At 72.2% G+C, this 3,340-nt stretch carries 2 protein-coding genes; one reads left to right on the top strand and one right to left on the bottom strand.

The genetic code is table 11. The annotated features are described in order from the left end of the window. On the bottom strand, positions 1-589 hold a 589-nt coding region (locus tag AB0L34_RS33370; protein WP_363709615.1), incomplete at its 3' end, for a DsbA family protein. Positions 590-799: 210 nt separating this feature from the next. Here AB0L34_RS33370 and pepN point away from each other — a divergent pair. After that, positions 800-3,340 (top strand): aminopeptidase N (gene pepN / locus AB0L34_RS33365; RefSeq protein WP_363709613.1); only part of this gene is annotated, 2,541 nt, incomplete at its 3' end.

Raw genomic sequence — 3,340 nt, 5'->3', positions numbered from 1 at the left:
CTCGCCGAGGCCCGGGGCCGCCGGCGGGAAGGCCGCGTACTCCAGCTCGGGGGCGAGCGCGTTCACCTCGGCCAGCGCCGTGACTGACCACCGGGCCGAAGAAGGCGATCGTGCCGCCGTCCGGGCCGGGCGCGTGGATCACCGGCGTGCCGACGTCGGTGCCGACCGGGCGCATGCCGGCCTCGTGGCTGGCCCGCAGCGCCTCGTCGTAACCGGCGCTCTCGGCGGCCTCGGCCAGCGCCGGGTCGAGCCCGGCGTCGGCCAGCGCGGCCGCGAACAGCTCCGGCGAGAGCTTCTCCTGCCCGAGGTGGATCCGGGTGCCCAGCGCGGTGTAGAGCTTCCGGACGGCCTCCTGGCCGTACCGCTGCTCGGCCGCGATGCAGACCCGCACCGGGCCCCAGCCCGTGCGCATCAGCTCCTGGTACTTCTCGGGCACCTCCCGGCCCTCGTTCAGCACCGACAGGCTCATCACGTGGAAGCGGACGTCCACGTCCCGGACCTGCTCGACCTCCAGCAGCCAGCGGGAGGTGATCCACGCCCACGGGCAGATGGGGTCGAACCACATGTCTACAGCGACACGCTCGCTCACGGTGGGTCCCTTCACGACAGGTGGCGCCGCCTCCGGCGCCTTCCCTGATCTTCACCCCGCCGGCCATCGACCGGCACCGGAATGAGAGCGTGACCTCGCCCACCGCGGGGTGTTCGTGCATGGAAGACTCGAATCCGGCCGTCACGAGCGGTCGGTGACGGCGCCAACGAGGCGTACGGCGAGACGGGATGGAGACGAACAGTGCCGGGAGTGCGCAACCTGACGCAGGTCGAGGCCACCGAGCGGGCCCGCCTGCTCGACGTGACCGGGTACGACATCAGTCTTGACCTCTCGACCGCCGTCCAGGCGGCCGAGGGTCGCACCTTCCGATCCACCACCGAGATCCGGTTCCGGTGCGCCGAGCCGGGGTCGAGCACCTTCATCGAGGTGGCCGCCGACTCGGTGCGGTCGGCGACGCTGAACGGCGCCCCGGTCGACCTCGGCGGGTGGTCGGCGGAGAAGGGTCTGACGCTGTCCGGGCTGGGCAGCGAGAACACGCTGGTGGTCGACGCGGACTTCGCGTACTCGAACAGCGGGCAGGGCCTGCACCGCACTGTCGACCCGGTCGACGGCGAGACCTACCTCTACAGCCAGTTCGAGACGGCGGACGCGCAGCGGGTCTTCGCCTGCTTCGACCAGCCCGACCTGAAGAGCGTCTACACGTGGCACGCCACCGTCCCGGACCACTGGAAGGTGGTCTCGAACATGCCGGTGGAGCGCGAGGAGCCGGCGGGCGAGGGCCTCAAGACGGTGCACTTCGCCACCTCCGTGCGGATGAGCACCTACATCACCGCGCTCTGCGCCGGGCCGTACCACGAGGTGCGGGACAGCCACGACGGCATCGACCTGGGTGCCTACTGCCGCGCCTCCATGGCGCAGTACATGGACTCGGACGACCTCTTCCTGATCACCAAGCAGGGCTTCGACTTCTTCCACGAGCAGTTCGGCGTCCGCTACCCGCTGCCCAAGTACGACCAGCTCTGGGTGCCCGACTTCAACGCCGGCGCGATGGAGAACTTCGGCTGCGTCACGCACGCCGAGGCGCACTACATCTTCCGCTCGCAGGTGACCGACTTCGAGTACGAGCAGCGGGCCAACACGATCCTGCACGAGCTGGCCCACATGTGGTTCGGCGACCTGGTCACCATGCGCTGGTGGAACGACCTGTGGCTGAACGAGTCGTTCGCCGAGTGGGCCAGCCACTGGTGCAACACCCACGCGACCCGGTTCCGCGAGGCGTGGACGACCTTCCTCTCCATCCGCAAGAACTGGGGCTACCGGCAGGACCAGCTCTCCTCCACCCACCCGGTCTACTGCGAGATGCCGGACCTGGAGGCCGTCGAGGTCAACTTCGACGGGATCACCTACGCCAAGGGCGCCAGCGTGCTCAAGCAGTTGGTCGCGTACGTGGGCGAGGAGCCGTTCCTGGCCGGCCTGCGGGCGTACTTCGGCAAGCACGCGTGGGGCAACGCCACCTTCGACGACCTGCTCACCGAGCTGGAGGCCGCCTCCGGCCGGGAGCTGCGCAAGTTCGCCGCGCAGTGGTTGGAGACCGCGCAGGTCAACACGCTGCGGCCGGAGGTGACCATCGGGGCGGACGGCGCCTACGAGAACGTCGTGGTGCGCCAGGAGGCGCCGGCCGGGCACCCGACGCTGCGCACGCACCGGATCGGGGTCGGCCTCTACGACCTGACCGACGGCCGGCTGGTCCGCCGCGAGCGCCTCGAGGTCGACGTGACCGGCGAGCGGACGGAGCTGGCCGAGCTGCGCGGCGTACGCGCCGCCGACGTGCTGCTGCTCAACGACGACGACCTCACCTACACGAAGCTGCGGCTGGACGAGCGGTCGATGGCCACCGTGGTGCAGCACATCGCCGGGCTCGAGTCGTCGCTGGCCCGCGCGCTCTGCTGGACGGCCGCCTGGGACATGACCCGGGACGCCGAGCTGGCCGCCCGCGACTACGTGGCGCTGGTGCTGGCCGGGCTGCCCGCCGAGACCGACATCAACCTGGTCACGGCGACGCTGCGGCAGGCCACCACGACGCTCACCGTCTACGCCGATCCGGCCTGGGCGCCGACCGGCTGGGCGGAGCTGGCCCGCACCGCCCGCACCGCGCTGGCCGCCGCCGAGCCGGGCAGCGGCTTCCAGCTCGCCTGGGCCCGGGCGTACGCCTCGGCGGCGCGCTCCGCCGAGGACCTGGCGACCCTGCGCGGCTGGCTGGCCGGCAGCGGCGTCCCCGCCGGGCTGACCGTCGACACCGAGCTGCGCTGGACGGTGCTGGACGCGCTGGTCGCCAACGGCGCGGCCGGTCCCGCCGAGATCGAGGCCGAGCTGGCCACCGACCGGACAGCCAGCGGCGACCGGGAGGCGGCGCACGCGCACGCGCTGGTGCCGACGGCGGAGAACAAGGCCGCCGTCTGGGCGGAGCTGACCGGGCCGGAGGCACTGCCGAACTGGCGGCACCGGGCGCTGCTGCAGGGCTTCACCCACGCGGCGCAGGTCGAGCTGACCGCGCCGTACCGGGAGAAGTACTTCGCCGCGGTGGGTCAGGTGTGGGCCAGCCGGGACAGCGAGCCGGCGCAGGAGTTCGCGCAGCTGGCGTACCCGACGTACCTGGTGGAGGAGGAGACCGTGGCGGCGACCGACGCGTGGCTGGCCGCCGACGGGCACCCGGCCCCGCTGCGCCGGCTGGTCGCCGAGGGCCGCGACGGCGTCGTCCGGGCCCTCAAGGCCCGCGCCAGGGACGCCCGG

Origin of the sequence: Micromonospora sp. NPDC052213, from assembly GCF_040679695.1 — a bacterium.
Lineage (GTDB): Bacteria > Actinomycetota > Actinomycetes > Mycobacteriales > Micromonosporaceae > Micromonospora.
This window is presented reverse-complemented; position numbering and strand designations above follow the sequence as displayed.